The 21,716-nt window shown below is 71.2% G+C and carries 15 protein-coding genes; 11 read left to right on the forward strand and 4 right to left on the reverse strand.

Going from position 1 to position 21,716, the window contains the following annotated elements; genetic code table 11:
• The 7 genes from ABT342_RS35775 to ABT342_RS35805 form a co-directional block, all read left to right on the forward strand.
• A partial coding sequence (locus ABT342_RS35775) for an urease subunit alpha (protein WP_351582992.1) occupies positions 1-1,443 on the forward strand: 1,443 nt, incomplete at its 5' end.
• A gap of 57 nt (positions 1,444-1,500) precedes the next feature.
• Positions 1,501-2,520 carry an agmatine deiminase family protein gene (locus ABT342_RS35780; RefSeq protein ID WP_351582995.1) on the forward strand — a complete coding sequence of 340 codons (1,020 nt, stop codon included), beginning with the start codon at positions 1,501-1,503 and terminating at the stop codon, positions 2,518-2,520.
• A 272-nt stretch (positions 2,521-2,792) separates the two neighbouring features.
• Complete coding sequence (locus ABT342_RS35785) at positions 2,793-3,413, forward strand: TetR/AcrR family transcriptional regulator (RefSeq protein WP_351582998.1); 621 nt, start codon at positions 2,793-2,795, stop codon at positions 3,411-3,413.
• Between the two features lie 75 nt (positions 3,414-3,488).
• Entirely contained in the window at positions 3,489-4,805 is a 1,317-nt protein-coding gene (locus ABT342_RS35790; RefSeq protein ID WP_351583001.1) for an MFS transporter, read from the forward strand.
• A 403-nt stretch (positions 4,806-5,208) separates the two neighbouring features.
• Positions 5,209-6,828, forward strand: a complete 1,620-nt coding sequence (gene cimA, locus ABT342_RS35795; RefSeq protein ID WP_351583004.1) for a citramalate synthase — start codon at positions 5,209-5,211, stop codon at positions 6,826-6,828.
• 112 nt (positions 6,829-6,940) lie between these two features.
• Positions 6,941-8,110, forward strand: a complete 1,170-nt coding sequence (locus ABT342_RS35800) for an amidase (protein ID WP_351583007.1) — start codon at positions 6,941-6,943, stop codon at positions 8,108-8,110.
• Positions 8,111-8,174: 64 nt separating this feature from the next.
• Positions 8,175-9,500 (forward strand): hypothetical protein, encoded by a 1,326-nt coding sequence (locus ABT342_RS35805; protein WP_351583010.1) that lies wholly within the window; start codon positions 8,175-8,177, stop codon positions 9,498-9,500.
• Between the two features lie 29 nt (positions 9,501-9,529).
• Here ABT342_RS35805 and ABT342_RS35810 read toward each other — a convergent pair whose 3' ends face one another.
• Both ABT342_RS35810 and ABT342_RS35815 read right to left on the reverse strand, forming a co-directional pair.
• On the reverse strand, positions 9,530-9,898 hold the full coding sequence (locus tag ABT342_RS35810; protein ID WP_351583012.1) for a helix-turn-helix domain-containing protein: 369 nt from the start codon (positions 9,896-9,898) through the stop codon (positions 9,530-9,532).
• The gene (locus ABT342_RS35815) at positions 9,895-10,269 is read right to left on the reverse strand and encodes a type II toxin-antitoxin system RelE/ParE family toxin (RefSeq protein ID WP_351583014.1); all 375 of its coding nucleotides are present in this window, start codon (positions 10,267-10,269) and stop codon (positions 9,895-9,897) included. Before ABT342_RS35815 ends, ABT342_RS35810 begins: the two co-directional genes overlap by 4 nt.
• A gap of 153 nt (positions 10,270-10,422) precedes the next feature.
• Here ABT342_RS35815 and ABT342_RS35820 point away from each other — a divergent pair, with 153 nt between their 5' ends.
• On the forward strand, positions 10,423-11,145 hold the full coding sequence (locus tag ABT342_RS35820) for a leucine-rich repeat domain-containing protein (RefSeq protein ID WP_351583016.1): 723 nt from the start codon (positions 10,423-10,425) through the stop codon (positions 11,143-11,145).
• Between the two features lie 24 nt (positions 11,146-11,169).
• Here the strand turns inward: ABT342_RS35820 and ABT342_RS35825 are convergent, their stop codons facing one another.
• Together ABT342_RS35825 and ABT342_RS35830 are read right to left on the reverse strand one after the other, a co-directional pair.
• Positions 11,170-13,848, reverse strand: coding sequence for a SpoIIE family protein phosphatase (locus ABT342_RS35825; RefSeq protein WP_351583019.1), 2,679 nt, complete (start codon positions 13,846-13,848; stop codon positions 11,170-11,172).
• Between the two features lie 281 nt (positions 13,849-14,129).
• Positions 14,130-14,747, reverse strand: a complete 618-nt coding sequence (locus ABT342_RS35830; protein WP_351583021.1) for a YceI family protein — start codon at positions 14,745-14,747, stop codon at positions 14,130-14,132.
• Between the two features lie 291 nt (positions 14,748-15,038).
• On the opposite strand from ABT342_RS35830, the gene ABT342_RS35835 reads away from it, so the two are divergent.
• From ABT342_RS35835 to ABT342_RS35845, 3 genes are all read left to right on the forward strand, one after another.
• Positions 15,039-18,863 (forward strand): endo-alpha-N-acetylgalactosaminidase family protein, encoded by a 3,825-nt coding sequence (locus ABT342_RS35835; protein ID WP_351583024.1) that lies wholly within the window; start codon positions 15,039-15,041, stop codon positions 18,861-18,863.
• A 108-nt stretch (positions 18,864-18,971) separates the two neighbouring features.
• Complete coding sequence (locus ABT342_RS35840; RefSeq protein WP_351583027.1) at positions 18,972-21,329, forward strand: polysaccharide lyase 8 family protein; 2,358 nt, start codon at positions 18,972-18,974, stop codon at positions 21,327-21,329.
• Between the two features lie 154 nt (positions 21,330-21,483).
• Positions 21,484-21,716 (forward strand): carboxyl transferase domain-containing protein (locus ABT342_RS35845; RefSeq protein WP_351583030.1); only part of this gene is annotated, 233 nt, incomplete at its 3' end.

Raw genomic sequence — 21,716 nt, forward strand, 5'->3', positions numbered from 1 at the left:
AAGGTGTCGATCGGGATCCGCGAGGGCCGGATCACGGGTATCGGACGCGCGGGCAACCCGGACACCCTCGACGGCGTCGACGTCGTCGTCGGAACCGGCACGTCGATCGTCTCCGGCGAGGGCCTCATCGCCACCGCCGGTGCCGTCGACACGCATGTCCACCTGCTGTCCCCGCGCATCATGGAGGCCTCCCTCGCCTCTGGTGTCACGACCATCATCGGTCAGGAGTTCGGGCCTGTCTGGGGGGTTGGCGTCAACTCGCCATGGGCCCTGAAGCACGCCTTCAACGCCTTCGACGCCTGGCCGGTGAACATCGGCTTCCTCGCCCGCGGCTCCTCCTCCGGCGACGCCCCCCTCGTCGAGGCCCTCGCCGAGGGCGGCGCCTCCGGCTTCAAGGTCCACGAGGACATGGGCGCGCACACCCGGGCTCTGGACACCGCTCTGCGGGTGGCCGAGGAGCACGATGTGCAGGTGGCCCTGCACAGTGACGGCCTGAACGAGTGCCTGTCGGTCGAGGACACCCTCAGCGTGCTGGACGGCCGGACGATCCACGCCTTCCACATCGAGGGCTGCGGCGGCGGACACGTACCCAACGTGCTGAAGATGGCGGGCGTGCCGAACGTCATCGGTTCCTCCACCAACCCGACCCTGCCCTTCGGCCGTGACGCGGTCGCCGAGCACTACGGCATGATCGTCTCGGTCCACGACCTGAAGACCGACCTGCCCGGCGACGCCGCCATGGCCCGTGACCGCATCCGCGCCGGAACGATGGGCGCGGAAGACGTCCTGCACGACCTCGGCGCCATCGGCATCACCTCCTCCGACGCCCAGGGCATGGGCCGCGCCGGCGAGACCGTACGCCGCACCTTCGCCATGGCCGGAAAGATGAAGGCCGAACTCGGCCCCATGGACGGCGACGGCGCCCACGACGACAACGCACGCGTGCTGCGCTACATGGCGAAGCTGACCATCAACCCCGCGATCGCCCACGGTCTGGCCCATGAGATCGGTTCGATCGAGGTGGGCAAGATGGCCGACATCGTGCTGTGGCGGCCGCAGTACTTCGGAGCCAAGCCGCAGATGGTCATCAAGAACGGCTTCCCGGCGTGGGGCGTCACCGGCGACCCGAACGCCGCCACCGACACCTGCGAACCGCTCGTGCTGGGCCCCCTGTTCGGTGCCCACGGCGCCACCCCCGCGGACATCTCCGTGGCCTTCGTCTCCCAGGCCGCGGCCGCGCTCGGCAACGACCAGATGCCCACCCGCCGCCGCCGGGTCGGCGTACGGGGCACCCGCGGCATCGGCCCCAAGGACCTGCTCCTCAACTCGCGCGTCGGCAACGTGGCCGTGGACGCGCACAGCGGACTGGTCACGCTCGACGGCGACGCGCTCCGCTCGGAGCCGCTCGAGTCCATGTCCCTGAACCGCCTCTACTTCCTCTGAGCCTCTTCCTCTGAGCCTCCCCTCGCTTCCCAAGCACGACATCATTTAGGACAAGTCATGACGTTCCGTATGCCGCCCGAGTGGGCCCCCCACGAGCGCACCTGGATGGCCTGGCCCGGCCCCAACCCGACGTTCACCAACGACGAGGAGCTCGCCGAGGCCCGCGCCGCCTGGGCCGGTGTCGCCCGCACCGTGCGCCGCTTCGAGCCGGTCACCGTGGTCGTCGGCCCCGGCCAGGTCGAGGGTGCCCGCGAGCTGCTCGGCGCCGACATCGACATCGTGGAGCGCGAGCTCGACGACGCCTGGATGCGTGACATCGGCCCCACCTTCGTCACCGACGGCAACGGCGGCCTCGCCGCCGTCGACTGGATCTTCAACGGCTGGGGCGCCCAGGACTGGGCCCGCTGGGAGCACGACTCCAAGATCGCCCGCCACATCGCGGACATCGTGGACGTCCCCGTCCACTCGTCCAACCTCGTCAACGAGGGCGGCGCCATCCACGTCGACGGCGAGGGCACGGTCCTGCTGACCGACACCGTCCAGCTCGGCGCCGGCCGTAACCCCGAGTGGACCCGCGAGCAGGTCGAGAACGAGATCCACGCCAAGCTCGGCACCACCAAGGCGATCTGGCTGCCGCACGGCCTGGCCGGTGACTACGGCATGTACGGCACCCAGGGCCACGTCGACATCGTCGCCGCCTTCGCCAAGCCGGGCGTCGTCGTCGTCCACAGCCAGCAGGACCCGGCGCACCCGGACTACGAGCGCTCGAAGATGTACGTCAAGATCCTCCAGGGCCAGACCGACGCGCGCGGCCGGCAGCTCGAGGTCGTCGAGATCCCGGCCCCGACCGTCCTGAAGGACGAGGAGGGCGACTGGGTCGACTACTCGTACATCAACCACTACATCTGCAACGGCGGTGTGGTGCTGTGCGGGTTCAACGACCCGAACGACGAGATAGCGGCCGGTATCTTCCGCCGTCTCTTCCCGGACCGCACGGTCACGCTGGTCGACGCGCGCCCGATCTTCGCGGGCGGCGGCGGCATCCACTGCATCACGCAGCAGCAGCCGAAGGTCTGAGACCCGTCCGAGGCGGCGGCCGCGGGTACGTCACCCGCGGTCCCGCCCCTGATCGCACCCGGTCGCGGTGACTCGTCACCGCGACCGCAGTGACCGCCGCGGTCCGCGACCGAGGCCCTGCGTGACCATATGACCGAGCAAGGCCGAACGATCAGGTAGAACGTACGGGTGAATGTACTGACACGGCGGTGCGAGACGCATCTTCCCCCGGGCCCGGCCCGGGCGGAGGCGGCGGCCTCCCATGGCGCCACGGACGCCTCGGAGGCCGCCGTATGACCCCCGGACCCACCCCGGGCCCCCGCCGTCGCAACCACGCGCCGCCGCGCGAGGAACTGCTGGCCGCGGCCATGGCGACGATCGCCGAGCGCGGGCTGGAAGGCCTCACCATGGCCGGGCTCGGCCGTGAGGTCGGGATGAGCAGCGGCCACCTGCTCTACTATTTCCGCACCAAGGACGAGCTGCTGCTCCAGACCCTGGAGTGGAGCGAAGGCCGCCTCGGCCACGAGCGCAGCGCGCTGCTGTCCAAGCCCCTGCCGGCGCGCGAGCGGCTCGCGGCGTACGTCGACCTGTACGTGCCCGACGGCCCCCGCGACCCGCACTGGACCCTCTGGCTGGAGGTCTGGAACCGCTCGCAGAACGCCGACGACGACGCCCGTGCCCGCCAGGCCGCCATCGAGGGCGCGTGGCACCGCGACCTCGTGGCGCTGCTCGCCGAGGGCATCTCGCGCGGTGAGTTCCGCACCGTCGACCCCGACCGCTACGCCGCCCGTTTGCGTGCGCTTCTGGACGGCTTCAGTGTGCACGTCGCGGTAGGGATACCGGGAACGAGCCGGGAGCAAGTCCTCGTCCACGTAAGGGAGTTCATAGAGGCGACGCTCTTCCCGGGAACGTAACGCACGTAAGTACTCCCGATCGTTGCTGTTTGCGCTCTTGAAAGGCTCAACTCCCGTCCGGCACGGTTCGGACTCATGGGACGAGAGCACTGGAAAAAGATCTGGGTCGGCTCGGCCGGCAACATGGTCGAGTGGTTCGACTGGTTCGTGTACGCGAGCTTCGCCACGTACTTCGCGGGGGCGTTCTTCCCCGAGGGGAACGACACCGCGAAGCTCATGAACACCGCCGGAATCTTCGCGGTCGGCTTCTTCATGCGCCCGGTCGGCGGCTGGCTGCTCGGCCGGGTCGGTGACCGCAAGGGCCGCAAGGCCGCGCTGACGCTCACCGTCACGCTGATGTCCGCGTCCGCCGTCCTGATCGCCATCGCGCCGACGTACTCCGTCGCGGGCTACGGCGGCGCGGCTGTGCTGCTGATCGCCCGGCTGCTCCAGGGGCTTTCGGTGGGCGGTGAGTACGCCGCCAGCGCGACCTACCTCACCGAGGCGTCCGCGCCGCAGCACCGCGGCTTCGCGTCCAGCTTCCAGTACGTCTCGATGACCGCCGGTCAGATCGTCGGGCTCGGCCTGCAGATCGTGCTCCAGCGCACGATGTCCGACGAGGCCCTGCACAGCTGGGGCTGGCGCATCCCGTTCATCATCGGCGCGCTCGGCGCGGCCGTCGTCTTCTATCTGCGCCGCAACATGCTGGAGACGGACGTCTACGAGGAGTCCGCCGACGACACCCCGGCCAGGGACAAGGGGACGCTCAAGGCGCTGTGGGCGCACAAGCGCGAGGCGTTCCTCGTCGTCGCGCTCACCATGGGCGGCACGGTGGCGTACTACACGTACACCACCTATCTGACGAAGTACCTGTCCAACTCGGCGGGCCTGCCCAAGCAGACCGCGACCCTGGTGTCCTTCTGCGCGCTGATCGTCTTCGCCTGTCTCCAGCCGCTCGCGGGCAAGCTGTCCGACCGGATCGGCCGCCGCCCGCTGCTGATCACCTTCGCGCTGGGCTCCACCTTCCTCACCGTGCCGATCATGACGATGCTCAAGCACGCGGGCTCCTTCTGGCCCGCCCTGGGCCTGTCCCTGCTGGCCCTCGTCGTGATCACCGGGTACACCTCGATCAACGCCTGTGTGAAGGCCGAGCTCTTCCCGACGAGCATCAGGGCCCTGGGCGTCGCCCTGCCGTACGCCATCGCCAACGCGCTGTTCGGCGGCACGGCGGAGTACGTGGCGCTGTGGTTCAAGGACGCGGGCGTGGAGTCCGGCTTCTACTGGTACGTCGCCGGGTGCGCGGCGGTCTCGCTGGTGGTGTACCTGACGATGCGTGAGACGCGGGACATCGACCTGGGCCGCGTCGGCAGGCCCGTGGCCGAGCCCGAGGCGGAACCGGTCGCGGCGAAGTGACGGGTACGGGCGCCCCCTTCGGCCACGGTCCGGGGCGCCCGTCCCCTCGCATCCGGGGCGCCCGTCCCCTCGCATCCGGGGCGCTCGTTAGGTCACCGTCCGGGGTGCCCGTATCGTGAGACCGGTGTCCATGCGAAACCGGACCTATGGCAAAATGCCACCGTGCTCGCTTTCGCCATGATTATCGGCAGCAGCGCGCCGGTCCGCAGTGACCACTGACCTCGGCACCACCCTCCGCAGGCAGTGGCACCGTGCCTCAGACCCGCGCGCAGACCTCTCGCACCCGCGAGAGGTTTTTTCGTTTTCCGGCCCCACCCCGGCCGAAGGCGACGGACGCGCGAAGATGGGGGCAAGTGGAGCCATAAGTTCCGGAGCCACTCTTCCGACAGGAGTCATCACCGCCATGACCACGACAGGCAGCAGCCACGACGCCCGGCCTGACGACAGCTTCCACGTCTTCGACACCACGCTGCGCGACGGCGCCCAGCGCGAGGGCATCAACCTGACCGTCGCGGACAAGCTGACCATCGCCCGGCACCTGGACGACTTCGGCGTGGGCTTCATCGAGGGCGGCTGGCCCGGCGCCAACCCGCGCGACACCGAGTTCTTCGCCCGCGCCGCGCAGGAGATCGAGTTCAAGAACGCCCAGCTCGTCGCCTTCGGTGCCACCCGCCGCGCAGGCGGATCGGCAGCCGAGGACCCGCAGGTCAAGGCGCTCCTCGACTCCGGCGCCCCCGTCATCACGCTGGTTGCGAAGTCCCACGACCGCCACGTCGAGCTCGCGCTGCGCACCACGCTGGACGAGAACGTGGCGATGGTCCGCGACACCGTCTCGTACCTGCGCGAGCAGGGCCGCCGGGTCTTCGTCGACTGCGAGCACTTCTTCGACGGCTACAAGGCGAACCCCGAGTACGCGAAGGCCGTCGTCCGCGCCGCCTCCGAGGCCGGCGCCGATGTCGTCATCCTGTGCGACACCAACGGTGGCATGCTCCCCGCCCAGATCCAGGCCGTGGTCACCACGGTCCTCGCCGACACCGGCGCCCGGCTCGGCATCCACGCCCAGGACGACACGGGCTGCGCCGTCGCCAACACGCTGGCCGCCGTCGACGCGGGCGCCACCCACGTCCAGTGCACCGCCAACGGCTACGGCGAGCGGGTCGGCAACGCCAACCTCTTCCCGGTCGTCGCCGCGCTGGAGCTGAAGTACGGCAAGCAGGTCCTGCCCGTGGGCGCGCTCCAGGAGATGACCCGGATCTCCCACGCCATCGCCGAGGTGGTCAATCTGACGCCCTCCACGCACCAGCCCTATGTGGGTGTCTCCGCCTTCGCCCACAAGGCCGGACTGCACGCCTCCGCGATCAAGGTCGACCCGGACCTGTACCAGCACATCGACCCCGAGCAGGTCGGCAACACCATGCGGATGCTCGTCTCCGACATGGCCGGCCGCGCCTCCATCGAGCTCAAGGGCAAGGAGCTGGGCGTCGACCTGGGCGGCGACCGCGAGCTGGTCGGCCGGGTCGTCGAGCGGGTCAAGGAGCGCGAGCTCAAGGGGTACACGTACGAGGCGGCGGACGCGTCGTTCGAGCTGCTGCTGCGCCAGGAGGCGGAGGGACGCCCGCGTACGTACTTCCGTACGGAGTCGTGGCGCGCGATCGTCGAGGACCGCCCCGACGGCACCCACGCGAACGAGGCCACGGTGAAGCTGTGGGCCAAGGGCGAGCGCATCGTCGCCACCGCCGAGGGCAACGGTCCCGTGCACGCGCTCGACCAGGCGATGCGGGTCGGCCTGGAGCCGGTCTACCCGCAGCTCGCCAAGCTGGAGCTGGTCGACTACAAGGTCCGCATCCTCGAAGGCCGGCACGGTACGGAATCCACGACCCGGGTACTGATCACGACGAGCGACGGCGGCGGCGAGTGGTCGACCGTCGGTGTCGCGGACAACGTCATCGCGGCGTCGTGGGAGGCGCTGGAGGACGCGTACACGTACGGGCTGCTGCGGGCGGGTGTCGAACCGGCGGAGTAGCCGAGCCGGCGGGGCGGTCGCGCCGGGCGGAGTGGTCGCGCCGACCGCGTGGTCGAGCGGCCCGGCGGTCGCGCCGACGGCGTGGTCGAGCGGCGGAGTAGGAGCAGGGGCCATGGACGTGAGTGTGTGGCGGGAGCGCGGCGAGCCGCTCGTGGCCGGGTCCGGGCGCGGGCCACTGCGGGGCCTGCGCCTCGCGGTCAAGGACGTGCACGCCGTCGCCGGTCACCGGATCGGCGCGGGCAACCCGGCCCGGCTGGCGGAGGCCGAACCGCAGCCCGCGCACTCCTGGGCCGTGGACGCCCTGCTGCGCGCCGGGGCGGAGGTGACCGGCATCGCGCAGTCGGACGAGTTCGCGTACAGCCTGAACGGGACGAACGCGCACTACGGCACCCCGCCGAACCCCGCGGCTCCCGGCCGCGTCCCGGGCGGCTCCTCCAGCGGCCCGGCCGCCGCGGTCGCACTCGGCGAGGCCGACGCGGGCCTCGGCAGCGACACCGCGGGCTCGATCCGGGTACCCGCCTCGTACTGCGGGCTCTACGGCCTGCGGCCCACGCACGGCGCGGTGCCGGTCACCGGGATGCTGCCGCTCGCGCCGTCGTTCGACACGGTGGCGTGGCTGGCCCGGGACGCGCAGACGCTGGCACGCGTGGGCGAGGCGCTGCTCCCCTTCGGCCCCGAACCCGGGCGGTTCCGTAAGGCGCTCGTCGCGACGGACCTCGTGGCGCTCGCGGACGCCGGGGTCCGCGCGGCCTTCCGCGTGGCGGCCGCGGAGCTGGCCGAACGGGCCGGCCTGCGCGTCGAGGAGGTGCCGACGCTGGCCGGCGACCCGGTCGCCAGGGCGGTCGCCTTCGCGACGGCCCAGGCGGGGGAGGTGTGGCAGTGCGACGGCGCCTGGGTGAGCGCGCACCCCGGGACGTTCGGCCCGGGGGTCGAGGCCCGCTTCGCCCGTGCGGCGGCGGTGAGCGCGGAGAGCCGTATCGCCGCCGAGCGGGTGGTCCACCGGACCGCGCGTACGCTGCGGGCGGCCCTCCCCGACGACACCGTGCTGCTGCTGCCCGCCACGGGCGGCCCCGCGCCGCTCATCGACGAGACCCCCGAGCGGAAGGCGGCGACCAGGGACGCGACCGTGCGGCTCACGTGCCTGGCGAGCGGGGCGGGGCTGCCGTGCCTGGTGGTGCCGGGGATGTCGACGGAGGGGGACGGGCTGCCGGTGGGCATGGCGGTGATCGCGGGCCCCGGATCGGACAGGACCTTGCTGGCCCTGGCCCTGGCCCTCACCTGACGCTCGCCAGCACCCGTCATCGGGGATATGTCTCTATAGCCCACTTTTCGGGTATTTTCAATGCATGAGGATCAGGCCGTACATACTTTTGTCGGCCCTCGCCGGGCTGGCGCTCCTTCTGCTGTTGGCCCTGGCCCCTGGCGTATCCGCCGGAGCCACGGGCATCTCCGACGCGGCCCGAGCCCTGAAGCAGGGCCCGGTGTACGTCGACCCGGGCGCCGCCTCGGAGCTGTCCGAGGCCGACGCGAACGCGCTCGCCGACAGGATCGAGGCCGCGGACAAGCCGGTGTTCATCGCCGTACTGCCCGACAGCGCGGCGTTCCCCGAGGACAGCGTCCTGCGGGAGCTGCGTACGGCCACCGGGATCGCGGGCCTGTACGGAGTCCGCCTCGGTGACGGCTTCAACGCGGGCGCGGACGGCAACGTCATGCCCACCGAGACCGTCCAGAACATCGTGGCCGGGGTGAAGACCCCCGGTGTCGACGCCGCCACCCAGCTCAACAACTTCGTCGACCAGGTCCTCCCCGAGGTCAACGGCACCGCCCCCGCGTCCTGGAGCACCGCCGCCGACCCGGGCGGTGTCTCCCTCACCTCGCTGATCACCCTCGGCACGATCATCGCCGCGGGCGGCGCGGGTGCCTACGCCGTCGTCCGCCGCAAGCGGCGCGTGCGCGCCGAGGAGGAGCGGGCCGCGCTCGACAAGCTCCGCGTCGTCGTGGACGAGGACATCACCGCGTACGGCGAGGAACTCGACCGCCTCGACTTCCGCCCCTCCGAGCCCGGCGCCGACGACGCCATGCGCGCCGACTACGAACGCGCCCTGGACTCCTACGACAACGCCAAATCCGCCATGGCCGCGGCCCGGCACCCGCACGACGTCCGCCCGGTCACCGAGGCCCTGGAGGAGGGCCGCTTCTCCCTGGCCCTCCTCGCCGCCCGCCGCGAACACGCCCCGCTCCCCGAGCGCCGCGCCCCCTGCTTCTTCGACCCGGCCCACGGCCCCTCCACCACCGACACCACCTGGACCCCGCTCGGCGGCGCCCCCCGCGATGTCCCGGTCTGCGCCGCCGACGCCACCCGCCTGGCCTCCGGCCAGGACCCCCTGGCCCGCCACGTCGACACCCCCTCCGGCCCCCGCCCCTACTGGGAGGCGGGCCCGGCCTACGGCCCCTGGGCCGGCGGCTACTTCGGCGGCGGCCTCCTCCCGGGCCTGCTGGTGGGCACGCTGCTGGGAAGCGCTTTGTCGACACCCGCGTACGCCGCCGAATACGGCGCCGGCGAGTTCGGCGGCGGCGACTACGGGGGCGGGGACTTCTCGGGCGGCGACTTCGGCGCGTCGGACTTCGGGGGCGGGGGCGGGTTCGGGGGGTTCGACGGGGGCGGGTTCTGAGCGGGCCGGGCTTCGCGACTGTCCCGCTGTCAGGCCGCCGAGTGGCGATCGTCCGGCGGCGCTGCGCCGGGCTCGCGGTTGTCATGCGCCGTGAAGACGAACGCAGAGGCGTCACCGTCGAGGTCGATGGTGAGCGACGCGTCCAGAGCCTTGGCCAGGCGCGTCAGCAGAGGGAGCGTCGGCACGGAGTCGCCGCCCTCGATGTGGGAGATCTGCGGCTGGGTCATCCCGGCGCGCCGCGCGAGTTCGGCCTGTGACAGGCCGAGTTCGGAGCGCCTGTCGTAGACGGCCTGGCCGAGCGCGAAGGCGTATCCGGCCTCCACGTATGCGGGGGACTCCTCGACGGACTCGCCCAGGAGCTTCCTGGTCCGACGGGTCTTCCACTGGGAGTGGTTCACGGGCTCTTCTCCTCGATCCGCTCGTAGGTGTGCTCGGCAGTGCCGTGGCCTGCCTCGCACACCTTCTGCGCGTGGTGGGCTCGCTCGACCTCCGCCGTCTCGCGCTGTCTGGACTTACGGAACACCGTGAGCAGGACAATGCGCCGGTCAGGGGCGAGCCAGTAAGTGATGCGCACGGCGTTGCCATCCATGGTGAAGCGCAGCTCGCGCAACTTTCCGCCCAGGTGTCGGGCGTACGGCTCTCCCAGCGTGGTCGGATCCGCCGCGAGCATGTCGGCAGCGCGCTCGGCCTTGTCGTACTGGGCGTCCGGCAGGAGTTCCAGCCACCGTCGGACCTCCGGCTCGATCTCGATCTGCCAGGGCTCACTCACCCGTCCAACTATATAGAGATTTGTATGAGGGGGCGGGGCGGGCACGCCGACCCCTGGTGTTTCCCTCCCGTCGATTCAGGCGGGCGAGAGCCATGGCAGGCTGTGCTTCATGACGTCGGACGACCTGTGCCGGAGCCAAGAGGAACGAGGACCGTGAGCCGGACATTGAATCTCTGGCGGAAGGGGCTCGGTGAGGTGCCGGAATCGGTCTGGGAGCAGGCCGAGTTGGACGTGCTCATCCTCGCGGACAACGGGCTGACCGCCGTGTCCCCCGAGATCCGGCGACTGCGTCGGCTGCGCACGCTGGACCTGGGGCACAACCTGCTCACCGCCGTGCCCAAGGAGCTGGGTGAGCTGACCGGGCTCACGGACTTTCTCTATCTGCACGACAACAAACTGGCCGGAGTTCCCGAGTCGCTGGGGAATCTGGACGGGCTGCGCTATCTGAACGTCGGTGAGAACGAGATCGCCGAGCTGCCGCAGAGTATCGGCGCGATGGCCGCGTTGATCGAGTTGAGGGCCCAGCACAACCGTCTGACCCGGCTGCCCGACTCGATCGGCCGGCTGGGGCGGCTGAGGGAGCTCTGGCTGCGCGGGAACGCGCTCACGTCGCTGCCGGACACGGTCATCGGACTCACCGAGCTCCGGCACCTGGACCTCCGGGAGAACGCGCTGATCGAGATCCCGCCGCAACTGGCCGACCTGCCCCGCCTGCGCCACCTCGACCTGCGCAGCAACCGCATCAGCGCGCTGCCGGAGTGGCTCCTCGATATGCCCGCTCTGGAGAAGCTGGATCTGCGGTGGAACGACGTCGAGATCCCGTCCGATCTCGTGGCCGAGCTGGAGCAGCGCAACGGGTGCGTTGTCCTGAAGTGAGCACCCGACCGGCGGCGGTCGCTCTCACAGGGCCGGTACGTCGTCCCACGCGGCCGGCAGTCCGGCCCCCGGGACCGGGGCGCCGTCCACGCCGTCCACCGAGCCGGGGCGCAGGGCCTGCTCGGCCCAGATGATCTTTCCGCCGGCCGTGTACCGCGTACCCCACCGCTGCGCCATCTGGGCGACCAGGAACAGCCCGCGCCCGCCCTCGTCCGTCGTGGCCGCCCGGCGCAGATGCGGTGAGGTGCTGCTGCCGTCGGACACCTCGCAGATCAGGCTGTGGTCGTGCACCAGCCGCACCCGGATGGGGTCGGAGCCGTACCGGATGGCATTGGTGATCAGCTCGCTGAGAATGAGCTCGGTGGTGAACCCCACCACGTCCAGCCCCCACTCCTCCAACTGCCGGGCGCACGAGGCGCGTACCCGGCCGACCGCCGCGGGATCGTTCGGCACCTCCCAGTCGGCGACCTGACCCGGGTCCAGCAGCCGGGTGCGGGCCACCAGGAGCGCGATGTCGTCGCCGTGTTCGGCGGGGAGCATGGTGTCGAGCACCGCCTGGCAGGTCGCCTCGGGGCTCCGCTCCGCCCCCGCGCCGGACAGCGCGCCGCGCAGCAGGTCCAGGCCGGTGTCGATGTCACGGTCCCGGCTCTCGACGAGGCCGTCGGTGAACAGGACCAGCTCGCTCCCTTCGGGCAGTCGCAGCTCCGCGGTTTCGAAGGGCAGCCCGCCCAGGCCCAGCGGCGGGCCGGCGGGGATCTCGGGGAAGTCCACGGTGCCGTCCGGGCGGACCACGGCGGGTCCGGGGTGACCGGCCCGGGCCAGGGTGCAGCGACCGGTGACCGGGTCGTAGACGGCGTACAGGCAGGTGGCCCCGGTGAGCTGCGCGCTGTCACCGACGGCGGCCTGGTTCTCGTCGGTGCGGATGACCAGATCGTCCAGGCCGGCCAGCAGCTCGTCGGGGGCCATGTCCAGGGCGGCGAAATTGTGGATGGCCGTGCGCAGCCGGCCCATCGTGGCCACGGCCGGCAGACCGTGGCCGGTCACGTCGCCGACCACCAGGGCGACCCGGGCACCCGGCAGGGGGATGACGTCGAACCAGTCGCCGCCCACCGCCTTGGCGGGCAGATAGCGGTGGGCGACCTCCAGGGCGTTCTGCTCGGGCAGCTCGCCGGGCAGCAGGTTGCGCTGCAGCGTCGCGGCCGTGGTGTGCTCGCGGGTGAAGCGGCGGGCGTTGTCGATGCACACCGCGGCACGGGCGACCAGCTCCTCGGCCACGGAGACGTCCTCCTCGTCGAAGGGTTCGGGCTTCTCCGAGCGCCAGAAGGAGGCCATGCCGAGGGTGATGCCGCGGGCCATGATCGGCACGGTGATCAGGGAGTGGATGCCATGGGCGACGATCGTCTCGGCCAGCGCGGGGTCCTGCTCCTGCCAGCCGGAGAACGCGGGCAGCTTCGCCTCCAGCACCGTCCGGCCGCTCGCGAAGCCGAATGCCTGTGGAGTGTTCGGGGCGAGACTGATCAGCCGGCCGAGCGGATAGAGCGGGTGGTCGTCCCGAATGCCGCTGAGGGCGATACGGCGCATCTCCAGCCCCACCGGCTCCTCGCCGCGCATCACGGGGTCCAGCAGATCGACGCTGGCGAAGTCGGAGAACCGGGGGACGGCCGCTTCCGTGAGCTCTTCGGCGGTGCGCACCACGTCGAGGGTGGTGCCGATCCGCACACCGGCGTCGTACAGCAGCTTCAGCCGGGTCCGCGCCGCTTCGGCCCGGACGGAGAGCGCCTCCAGTTCGGTGGTGTCCCGCAGCGTCGCCACGCTGCCGGGCAGACCGCCGTACGGGTCGGTCGGCCGGACGCTGACGGCCAGCACCCGCTCCCCGGCCAGATGCACCTCGTCCGTGGGACTGCGGGTCGACGTCAGCAGCTCGACGAGGTCATCGTCCAGGCCCAGCTCGGTGATGCGGCGCCCCTGGGCGTCCGCGGGCAGGTCGAGCAGCCGCCGCGTCTCGTCGTTGGCCAGCACCAGCCGGCCGTCCTCCCCGACGATGAGCACGCCCTCCCGGGCCGCGTGCAGGACCGCGTCATGGTGCTCGTACATGCGGGCCAGTTCCGCGGGGTCCAGATTGCGGGTCTGCCGCCGCAGCCGCCTGCCCACCAGCGCGGAGCCGACGGTGCCCAGCGCGAGCGCGACCGCCGCGCCGCCCAGCAGGGCCGGGAGCTGGCGGTTGACCACGCCGCTCACGCTCGCGACGGTGATTCCGACGCCCACCGTGCCGACGGCCGAGCCGTCCGGTGTGGTGACCGGGACCAGTGAGAGCACGGCGAGCCCTTGGGTGGTCTCCTCGATCTCCGTATGAGGCCGCTTCGGTACTTCGCCGCTGCCGCGTACGGGCTCCCCGATGCGGTCCGGGTCGGGGTGCGTGTAGCGGATCCCGTCCGGGGAGTACGCGACGATGAGATCCACGTCGGTCTCCTTGCGGATCTGCTCGGCACGCGGCTGCAGCACCTTGGTGGGGTCGGCGCTCACCATGGCCGCCGCTGTCCCGGGAGCCTCCGCGAACGTCTCGGCGACGGCCATCGCCCGGTCCCGGGCCTCGCGCATGTTGCTGCCGCGCGCCTCCAGCACCAGCGTCGCGACGGCGGCGGCAATCAGCACCACCACGCCCACCACCTGCAGCAGCAGCACCTGGCCGGCGACACTGCGCACCCCGAGGAAGGAGCGTCGGGGACGCCCTCGGGATGCGCGGGACGGCGGGGCTGCTGAGCGCCCGAATCGCCCTATCACATCCTCTTTTTACCATCCCTCGTTTTTCCGCCACCGGCCGATCACCGTCGATCACCATCGATAGCCGTCGATCAGCCGAAGGTGTGGGCCGGTCGCGGTCGCCAGTCGACGCACCAGCCCATACGGGCTCCGCAACGCCGAGCGCCCGCCGCTCCGTCCACGGGGAAGGAGGGCGGGCGCGCTCAGGGAGGGGCGGGGAAGGGTCAGGCGACAGCCTTGATCGCGGAGATGTCGAAGTTCAGCTTGACCTTGTCGCTGACCATGACGCCGCCGGTCTCCAGCGCCGCGTTCCACGTCAGGCCCCACTCGGAGCGCTGGATCTCGGTGCTGCCCTCGAAGCCGACGCGCTCGTTGCCGTAGACGTCGGTCGCCGCGCCGTTGAACTCCAGGTCGATGGAGAGCGGGCGGGTGACGTCCTTGATGGTGAGGTCGCCGGTCATGCGGTACTTGTCGCCGCCGAGCTGTTCGGCCCGGGTCGAGCGGAAGGACATCACCGGGAAGGTCTCGGCGTCGAAGAAGTCGCCGCTGCGCAGGTGGCCGTCGCGGTCGGCGATGCCGGTGTCGATGCTGGCGATCTTGACGTCGATGACGGCCGTGGAGGAGGCCGGGTCGGAGCCGTCCAGGTGGAGGGTGCCCTCGTGGTCGGTGAAGGTGCCGCGGACGTTGGTGACCATGGCGTGGCGGACGGTGAAACCGATGCTGCTGTGCGCCGGGTCGATGGTGTACGCGCCGGTGAGGGCGGCCAGGGCCGGGTCCACCTGGGGGGCGACGGCGGTGGTGGCGGCGGTGGTCGCGTTGCTCTTGCGGTTGAACAGGGCCATGACTACTCCTCGGGGGACGGTGGCCGGGGCGGGGTTGCCGGAGGCCTGCCGGAGTCTGCTTCTGCGTGCTTCTCGTCGAAGACTTCCTGCTGAAGGCCTCTTGTTTAAGCTTCAACGACATCGACCATACGGGCATTCCGTTGAAGTTTCAACATCTAGCGAAAGTGCTTCACCGTGAGCAGTGCGTCGCGCTGCGTCACTTGGACTAATGGAGTGCCATCGTTGGACTGGCCTCGCCGCTCCCGTACGACTTCGTTGACCCCGCCGCGACACGGCCGCTACCCAGTCCCCATGCCGCTCTCGAAGAGAATCGCCGCTGTCACGGTCGCCGCGGCCCTGATAGCGCCGACCGGGCCCGCCGTCGCCGCCCCCGCCACGTCGTCTCCCGCTGTCCTGACCTCGGGGCAGCTCTCCGTCGCCGTCGCCGACGACTTCCCGCGCGTCCTCTCGTACACCGACCGCGCCACCGGAGCCCGCCTCCTCGGCAGTACGCGACCCGTCACCGAGGTCGTCCTCAACGGCGTCGCCCGGCCCGTCACCCTGAAGGACCCGCCCCTCGTCCAAGGGGCGAGCGCCGCGTACACACTCACCTTCCCCGGCCTTCCCGGGGTCGAGATCGACGCGGCGCTCTCCGTCTCCGGGCGCGCGACCACCTTCAAGGTGACCGCCGTCCGGGACACCGCTGCCCACCGGGTCGGGACCATCGACATCCCGGGGCACGACCTGGTCTCCGTCGGGAGCGCGGAGGCGGGCGCCGCGACCGCCTTCACCCGGCTCGACCCCGATGCGACGCGCACCGCCGACGTCTTCGGCACGGTGACCGCGAGCACCCCGGCCGAGTCCGCCCCGGTCGGCGCCTCGTACGCCATCGTCAACACGGGCGCGCTCGCCGCCGCCGTCGAGTCCAACTCCAGCTACGACAAGCCGTCCGGCGCCACCAACGGCGACGACGCCCGCTTCTGGCACCAGGCCCGCAAGGCCGACGACGGCGGCGTCCGCGTCGGGGTGTGGTCGGGGCAGTGGACCTACCGGGGGGCCGGGGCGCCGCGGCCGGAGAGCGGCGGGAACCTGCCGTGGGCCAAGGTCGTCGTCACGCCCGACGCCAACGGTGACGGGAAGACCGACTGGCAGGACGGCGCGGTCGCCTTCCGGAGCATCGGCATCAAGGCGCCGGGCGGCGACGAGACCCCCGGCCGGGTCGTCACCCATATCCCCTTCAACTTCGCCAGCCAGGCCACCCACCCGTTCCTGCGCACCCTCGACGACGTCAAGCGGATCTCGCTCGCCACGGACGGGCTCGGGCAGCTCGCCGTCCTCAAGGGATACGGCTCCGAGGGGCACGATTCGGCCCACCCCGACTACGGCGGCAACTACAACAAGCGCGCCGGCGGACTCGGCGACCTCAACAAGCTGCTCAGAGAAGGCGGGAAATGGGGCGCGACCTTCGGCGTGCACGTCAATGCCACCGAGTCGTATCCGGAGGCCAGGAACTTCAGCGAGACCCTCGTCGACAAGACCAGGCCCGGCTGGAACTGGCTCAACCAGAGCTATTACATCGACCAGCGGCGGGACGTGAACAGCGGTGATCTGGCCCGCCGTTTCCAGCAGTTGAGGGACGAGACCGACCCCAATCTCAGCTTCCTCTACATCGACGTCTACTACTCGCACGGCTGGATCGCCGACAAGACCGTCCAGGCCGTGCAGGAACAGGGCTGGAACGTCGGCACGGAATGGTCCGACAAGTTCGAGCGCGCCTCGCTCTGGTCGCACTGGGCCAATGACCTCGATTACGGAGGCGCCACCAACAAGGGTCTGAACTCGCAGATCATCCGGTTCATCCGGAACGGCGAGAAGGACATCTGGAACAGCCACCCGGTCCTCGGGCAGACCGCCCTCGAAGACTTCGAGGGCTGGACCGGCGAGACCGACTGGACCAGGTTCTACGCCAACATCTGGGAGAAGAACCTTCCCGCGAAGTTCCTCCAGAGGGAGCAGATCAGTCGCTGGAACGGGAACGAGATCGTATTCACCAACAATCTGCGGGGGACCGTCGAGAACGGGCGCCGGACGTTCTACGACCACGGGCGCAAGGTCCTCGACGGGGACAGGTACCTGTTGCCCTGGGGCGGCGGGAAGAAGCTCTACCACTACAACAAGGCAGGCGGGAGCAGTAGTTGGGCGGTGACCGGAAGCGGCTCGTATTCCGTGTACGAGCTCACCGACAACGGGCGCGTGAAGACCGGCACCGTCCGCCCCGTCGGCGGCAGGCTCACCCTCGACGCCCAGCCCGGCCGGCCGTACGTCCTGTACCCCGACCGCGCCCCCGAGCAGGCCGATCCGCGCTGGGGTGAAGGCGGCCTCGTCGCCGACCCCGGGTTCAACGACCGCACACTCGCCGGGTGGTCCAGGACCGGCACCGTCGTCCGCGAGACCGACGACCAGGGACGTAACGCCGCCCTGATCACCGCCGCCGCCCCCGCCACGCTCTCCCAGCGCGTCACCGGGCTCCGGGCCGGGAAGCGCTACACCGCCTCCGCGCTCATCGAGGTCGAGCCCGGAAAGGAGCGGCGTACGAGCCTGACCGTCGCCGGTGCGAAGGTCACCGTCGAGCGGTCCACGGCCAAGGACCACGTCGCCGCGTCCGACCGGCACGGCAGTTGCTTCCAGCGGGTCAAGGTGAACTTCACCGCCCCGCGCGGGGGCGCCGCGACGTTCAGGGTGGAGGCGGAGAGCGCGGCGGCCGCCGTCCGTGTCGACGACGTACGCATCGTCGAGAACGCCCCCGCCACGAAACCCGGCACCCTCGTGTACGAGGACTTCGAAGCCGTCGACCAGGGCTGGGGGCCGTTCCTCAAGGGCGACGCGGGCGGCTCCACCGACCCCCGTACGCATATCGCCCAACTCCATGCCCCCTACACCCAGGCCGGCTGGAACGGGAAGCTCATCGACGACGTCATCGGCGAGGGGAAGGAATCCCTGAAGGCGCACGACGAGAACAGCGGGCTGGTGTACCGGACCGCGCCGTGGACCGTGCCGATGCTGAAGGGCCGCGCCTACCGCGTCGAGTACGACTACCAGTCCAGTCACGCGGGTGCGTACGAGTGGGTCACCGGCTACGACCGGACCGCCGGTACCTCCGCCAGTACCTCCGTCGAGACCCGCCGTACGCCGATCGCGCAGCAGCGCACCACCACCCACTTCACCGAGACCGTCACCGCCGGCTGCGGCGACACGTGGACCGGGCTGCGCAAGCGCGCCGACGCGCCGGACGGTGCCGACTTCGTCCTCGACGCCTTCACGGTGACCGACCTCGGCCCGGCCGCCGAGACCCCCGCCTGCGGCACACTCGCCGTCGAGCCCGCCGCCCCGGCACTGGAACCGGGCGCCAGGAACACCGTCACGGCCGTCTTCAACAACCACGAAGCCGCCGCCGCGACCGACCTCTCGCTGGCCCTGGACCTCCCCGAGGGGTGGGCCGCCGAGCCCGCGGGACCGGTCTCCTTCGCCTCCGTGGCGCCCGGCGCCAAGGCCACCGGGACCTGGCAGGTCACCCCGCCGGTCGACGCCGAGTACCGGGTGTACGAGCTCGCCTCGACGGGCTCGTACACCGTGGGCGGCAGCGCCCGCACGCTCGAAGCCGTCACGTCCGTACGCACCCTTCCGCCCCCGCCCACCGCCGACACCTGGGCGAGCGACCTCGACTGGACGTCGGCCGAGAACGGCTGGGGGCCGGTCGAACGCGACCGGTCCAACGGTGAGGCGGGGGCGGGCGACGGGAGCCCGCTGAGGATCGGGGGAGTGGCGTACGCGAAGGGCCTCGGCGCCCACGCCCCGTCGAAGGTCCGCTACTACCTGGGCGGCAGGTGCACCTCCCTCACGGCGGAGGTCGGCGTGGACGATGCCCAGGCCTCGCGCGGGAGCGTGCGGTTCAGCGTCGTCGCCGACGGTACGCAGAAGACCGTCTCCCCCGTCCTGAAGGCAACGGACCCGGCGTGGCGGCTGACCGCCGATGTCGGCGGCGCGAAGTATGCCGACCTCGTCGTCGAGGACGGCGGCGACGGCAACGGCAACGACCACGCCGACTGGGGGAGCGCCCGCTTCCACTGCGCCTCCTGATTCCGGGCACCCCAACGACGCGGAGCGGCACGAGCATTGAGCCGTCCTCCGGTGTCTGCTAGACCAACCCCCAACCGGTCTACACCACTTCAGTCACCGGAGGCTTCCGTGCCGCTCCTGTCGTTCTGGTCCCGCCGCGCCCTCCTGGCCACCCTCGGAGCAAGCACCCTCACCCTCACCCTCCCCAAGGCCGCCGGGGCGGCCGAGGGCGAGCACACCGACGACCACGCCGACGAGTACGCCACCCTCCGGCAGCGCTGGCTCGCCATCCAGCTCGGCACCGGCTACGACCCCGACGCCGATCCGTACGCCTCCCGGCTCGCCGAGACCGGCATGCTCGCCGCCAAGTTCCGCGCCACCCTGCCCGCCTCCCCCGCCGCCGACTCCCTCTGGCCCGACCGGCGCTTCGACCCGCCGGCCGGGATCACGGCCAGCTACAGCCGCCTGTGGACCATGACCCAGGCCTTTCTCCAGCCCGGCACCGGCCTCACCGGCAACGCCGCCCTCCTGGCCGACGTCATCCGGGGCCTCGACCACCTCTCCGCCCGCGTCTACAACCCCTCCACCACCCGCTACGGCAACTGGTGGGAGTGGCAGATCGGCAGCCCCCGCCTCCTCATGGACATCGTCGCCGCCCTCCACGACCACCTCTCCGCAGAGCGCCGCGAGGCCGCCTGCGCCGCCGTCGACCACTTCATCCCCGACTCGATGCTCACCGACTACACCGGGACCAGCACCGGCGCCAACCGCGTCGACCTCTGCCGTTCCGTCGTCCTGCGCGGCATCCTCGGCCCGTCCCCCGCCAGGCTCACCCTCGCCCGGGACGCCCTCTCGCCCGTCTTCCCCTACGTGACGAAGGGCGACGGCCTCTATGCCGACGGCTCCTTCGTGCAGCACACCCGGGTCGCGTACTCGGGCACGTACGGGCAGGTCATGCTCGACGGACTCGGCCGGCTCTTCACCCTCCTCGCCGGGTCGAGCTGGGCCGTCACCGACCCGAACGCGCAGATCATCCTCGACAGCGTCGAGAACGCCTACGCGCCCCTGATCCACAACGGCCTGATGATGGACAGCGTCAACGGGCGCGCCATCAGCCGTGGCCTTCTCGCCGGCGACGAGCGCAAGGTCATGCGCAGCGACCACTTCCACGGCCAGGCGCTCATCGCCGCGATCGCCCTGCTCGCGGGCGGTGCGTCCGCCGCCGAACGCACCCGCTGGCAGTCCATGGTCAAGGGCTGGATCGCACGGGACACGGTCACCCCGATCCTGACCGCCAAGCAGTTCGGGGTCGCCGACCTCGCCCGGCTGCACGCGGTCGCCGCCGCGCCCGTCCCGGCCGCGCCCGAGCCCGTCGGGCACAAACTGTTCGCGTCGATGGACCGGGCGGTGCACCGACGGCCCGGCTGGGCCGCGAACATCTCGATGGCGTCGGAGCGGATCTCGTACTACGAGTGCGGCAACGGCGAGAATCCGCGCGGCTGGCACACCGGTGCCGGAATGCTCTACTGGTGGCCGGCCACGGCCCACGGCGACCAGTACACGGACTGGTTCTGGCCGACCGTCGACTGGTACCGGCTGCCCGGTACGACCGTGTCGACGAAGCGGCTCGCCGACAAGGAGGGCGGCGAGTGGGGTGTGCCCAGGCCCGCCGCGCGGTGGGTCGGCGGGGTGAGCGACGGGGAGTACGCCGCCGTCGGCCAGCACCTCAAGGGGCTCGGCTCGACCCTCGAAGCGCGCAAATCGTGGTTCTGCGCCGCCGACGCCGTGATCTGCCTGGGCGCCGGGATCACCTGCACCGACGGGGTGCCCGTCGAGACGGTCGTCGACAACCGCAACCTCGGCGCGATGCCCACGGCCGCCTTCGTCACCGGCCAGGGGTGGGCCCACCTCGAAGGCCACGGCGGCTGGCTGTTCCCCGCGGGCGGGACCCCGCGCACCCTGCGCGAAGCCCGCACCGGCGCCTGGCGGGACATCAACACCACCAGCACCACCGAGCGGCGGACCCGCCACTACCAGACACTCTGGCTCGACCATGGGGCCGATCCGGTGAACGCCTCGTACGTCTACGTTCTGCTGCCCGGGGCCTCCTCACGGGCCCTCGCGGCCCGTGCCGCCGACCCCCACTGGCTGGAGATCCTCGACAACACCGCCGACCGTCAGGCGGTCAACGTCCGCTCGCTCGGTCTCACCGCCGCGAACTTCTGGCGGGCGGGTACGGTGGGCGGGCTGACCGTGACCGCCCCGTCAAGTGCGCTCGTACGGCGCAGGGGCCGGACGGCCACGCTCCACCTCGCCGAACCGGCGCGATCCGGGCAGCCCTTCGAGGTCACATGGGACCGTCCGGTCCGGCGGGTCCTGCGCCGCGACCCCTCGGTCGAGGTGCTCGCCACCAGCCGGGCGCTGCGGCTGCGCGTCACTCCGGGGACGGCAGGTGCCTCACATGGCTGTGAGGTGTCCATCGGCTGACGTTCTTGTCGGACCCCGACAATCCGGTACTGCCCCGAGCTGGTACTTCGGCTGCGCCCGGAGAAGGTTCTGTTCGAGCCTGACAGGAGAACGGTCCCGAGACTGTACGGAGTCAACGGCAGGATTTTCTTGGTCGGCTCCGTAGGGTCAGTACATGACCGTTTTGGACGTGGACGAGACCGCCGACGAGACCACCGCCGGTGAGTCGACCGACGCGCGGGGGCGTGTGGCCGAGCTGCACGCCCTTCGCGACGAGGCGCGCCGTGGCCCCAGTGACCGTGCCACCGAGGCGCAGCACGCCAAGGGCAAGCTGACGGCGCGCGAGCGGATCGAGTTGTTGCTCGATGCCGGCTCGTTCCAGGAGGTCGAGCAGCTGCGGCGGCACCG

Source organism: Streptomyces sp. NPDC000410, from assembly GCF_040300305.1.
Classification (GTDB): Bacteria; Actinomycetota; Actinomycetes; order Streptomycetales; family Streptomycetaceae; genus Streptomyces.

Bases quoted from the DNA above. Each gene is read 5' to 3' on its own strand.
- ABT342_RS35780 (WP_351582995.1), top strand. From the start codon at position 1,501: ATGACGTTCCGTATGCCGCCCGAGTGGGCCCCCCACGAGCGCACCTGG.
- ABT342_RS35785 (WP_351582998.1), top strand. From the start codon at position 2,793: ATGACCCCCGGACCCACCCCGGGCCCCCGCCGTCGCAACCACGCGCCG.
- ABT342_RS35790 (WP_351583001.1), top strand. From the start codon at position 3,489: ATGGGACGAGAGCACTGGAAAAAGATCTGGGTCGGCTCGGCCGGCAAC.
- cimA (WP_351583004.1), top strand. From the start codon at position 5,209: ATGACCACGACAGGCAGCAGCCACGACGCCCGGCCTGACGACAGCTTC.
- ABT342_RS35800 (WP_351583007.1), top strand. From the start codon at position 6,941: ATGGACGTGAGTGTGTGGCGGGAGCGCGGCGAGCCGCTCGTGGCCGGG.
- ABT342_RS35805 (WP_351583010.1), top strand. From the start codon at position 8,175: ATGAGGATCAGGCCGTACATACTTTTGTCGGCCCTCGCCGGGCTGGCG.
- ABT342_RS35830 (WP_351583021.1), bottom strand. From the start codon at position 14,747: ATGGCCCTGTTCAACCGCAAGAGCAACGCGACCACCGCCGCCACCACC.
- ABT342_RS35835 (WP_351583024.1), top strand. From the start codon at position 15,039: ATGCCGCTCTCGAAGAGAATCGCCGCTGTCACGGTCGCCGCGGCCCTG.